General features: G+C 60.8%; 1 protein-coding gene. It reads right to left on the reverse strand.

The genetic code is table 11. The features are described from left to right. Positions 1 to 129: 129 nt before the first annotated feature. Positions 130 to 2,061 carry a redoxin domain-containing protein gene (locus tag VGY55_22670; protein ID HEV2972790.1) on the reverse strand — a complete coding sequence of 644 codons (1,932 nt, stop codon included), beginning with the start codon at positions 2,059 to 2,061 and terminating at the stop codon, positions 130 to 132. Positions 2,062 to 2,205 lie beyond the last annotated feature (144 nt).

Consider the following 2,205-nt stretch of genomic DNA (forward strand, 5'->3'; position numbering starts at 1 on the left):
CGTTTGTCATATTGCCGCAGTCCGCGCTTGTAGCCGAGTCACTCCATTCCGTGACTCGGCGCTCGCTTGCGTTCCCATTCAATTCGGGCAAGCCCCACATATCGGCCGTCCGGTCACGGAGTGACCGGACTACTTTTTCGCCAGTTTCTCGGCCAGCGTCGTTTTGAGGTCGGCGACCGTGGCGCTGCGATTGAGCACTTTGCCGTCGCCATCGACGATGAACATGGTGGGCAGCGAGATGATGCCGAACTCTCTGGCCGGAGCGCTTTCGAGGCCCCCGGGCTCATAGATCTGCGGCCATTTGACGCCGTGCTGCGCGAGGTACGGGCCAACGGCGGCTTTCACCGGATCGAGATTCACTCCCACAATCTCGAATCCCTGCGAGTGGTGCATCTCATAGAGCCCTTTCATCAGCGGCAGATCTTCGAGGCACAACTTGCTGCTCGTGTCCCAGAAGAAAACGCACACCAGCTTGCCGCGGAACTGCTTGATGTCGACATTGCCGCCATTCAATGACGGTCCGGCCAGTGCCAGCGGCTTGCCGGCAAGATCGATCCGCTTGAGTGCCCCTTCGGCGCGCCCCCCGGCAGGCGATTCTGCGTATTCCTTGACGATTCGCTCGTACCACGTCTTCGCCTTTTCCAGCTTTCCGGCGAACTCAAGAGCCACAGCCAGTTGCAATGCCGCGTCGGGAGCGTCGTCGGATTTGGGATAGGCGTCGAGAAAGTCGTTAAGCTCCGTGAGCCAGCGATCATGGATCTTTTGCCGCGCTTCATTGTTTTCGGCCTCCTGCATGGCCGTGGCAAATTCCGCGACCATCAGCCGATAGCGGGCAATGGCAACGAGCGGCGATTTGGGTGCATTCTTTATGATCTCGGATTCGAGCTTTTTCAGCCGGGAAATCCCGGTTGGATCGGCCCCCGACTGCACCGCCGCCGCAATCGTGTCAAGCAACTGGCGCGTCCACTGCTCCCGTTCTTCGTCGGTCTTCGATTCGTTGATGAGGCCGACCAAGACGCCTTCGAGCTCCTTCTGATACTTCTCGACGACGGGACGAGCCGCACCGGGCCCAGGGGGATTCTCCATCAGTTTCTGCAATCGCTCGACGGCCTCCTGAAGTTTCGGCGAAACCGACGTCGCCACGGCGGGAGACGCTCCGGGCGTGTTCAGCAGGGGTTCGTTGAGCACCAGCCCCGGTGCGAGCTCGACGTTGCTTCCCTCCATCGGAACGGGAAGGCTGGTCATCTTCCAGGCATCGCCCACGCGGATGAGCTCGCCGATGTGCACCAGCCCCGGAGACATGGGATTGCCGTAATCGACGATCGCCATCACGTTTTCGTACACGATCAGGTCGTCGGAGGTCTTGTTGGTGTCGGCCGGGACGGCGGCCGGAGGCGCGGCATCGAAGCGAATCCAGGTCGAGCCGGGCTGAATGATTTTCGACTTGGATACCGCCTTCTCGATTTTTGCCCGAGGATCGGCGACTGACGCCAGGAGTTTGGCTTCCAGCGGCCCCTTGATGCCCAGTTGACGCAGATCGGCTTTCGTCACCAGCAGAGGAGCCAACAGCGTCTCGTCTCTGGTGACAAGGGCGCGGACGGCGATGCGGCTGACTTCTTCGGCCGAGATCTGTTTCCAGACGTCGATTTTGCCGTCTTCGTTGGTGTCGATGCCCCAGCGCATGCCGCCGGTGTTGAACCAGCGAAACTGGTCTTTCTTCTTGTTGAAATTCGAGTCGATGTCGCGGTACACCTCGAGGCCGTTCTTGAAGTAGCTGAACTGGTCGACGACGTCGTCGCCATTGGTATCCATGAAACGCCGCAACGGCTGACCGGCCGGGCCGGTCACGATCCACCCCGTCGCCTTGCCCTCGCGAAAGGGCGCCACCTTGCACTGATCGTAAAGCTTGGCATCGGGCAGATCGTAATCGACATCGCTGTGATGCGGCGGGAGGCCGAGAGCCTGCTTGACAGTCGGCGGATCGGCCGCGCGCGCGGCGCCGCTCGCCAGCCATGCCCCACCGATCACCGCCCAGGTCGAGATGAACCTCTGAATCCACATGCCAGTCAACTCCGTGTGAGTACGAATCGCGGTGTCTGTTCCGCCGTCAGGAGACTTCGCCGGATTCTAGTACACGTGGCGGATTCAGGTCACCAGCAGTTGGGCGGTCCAGCGGTCAAAAACCGTAACCAGTGTTGTCGCCGC

It is taken from the genome of Pirellulales bacterium (assembly GCA_035939775.1).
Classification (GTDB): domain Bacteria; phylum Planctomycetota; class Planctomycetia; order Pirellulales; family DATAWG01; genus DASZFO01.

Coding starts and splice junctions, on each gene's coding strand:
- VGY55_22670 (HEV2972790.1), bottom strand. CDS start 2,061: ATGTGGATTCAGAGGTTCATCTCGACCTGGGCGGTGATCGGTGGGGCA.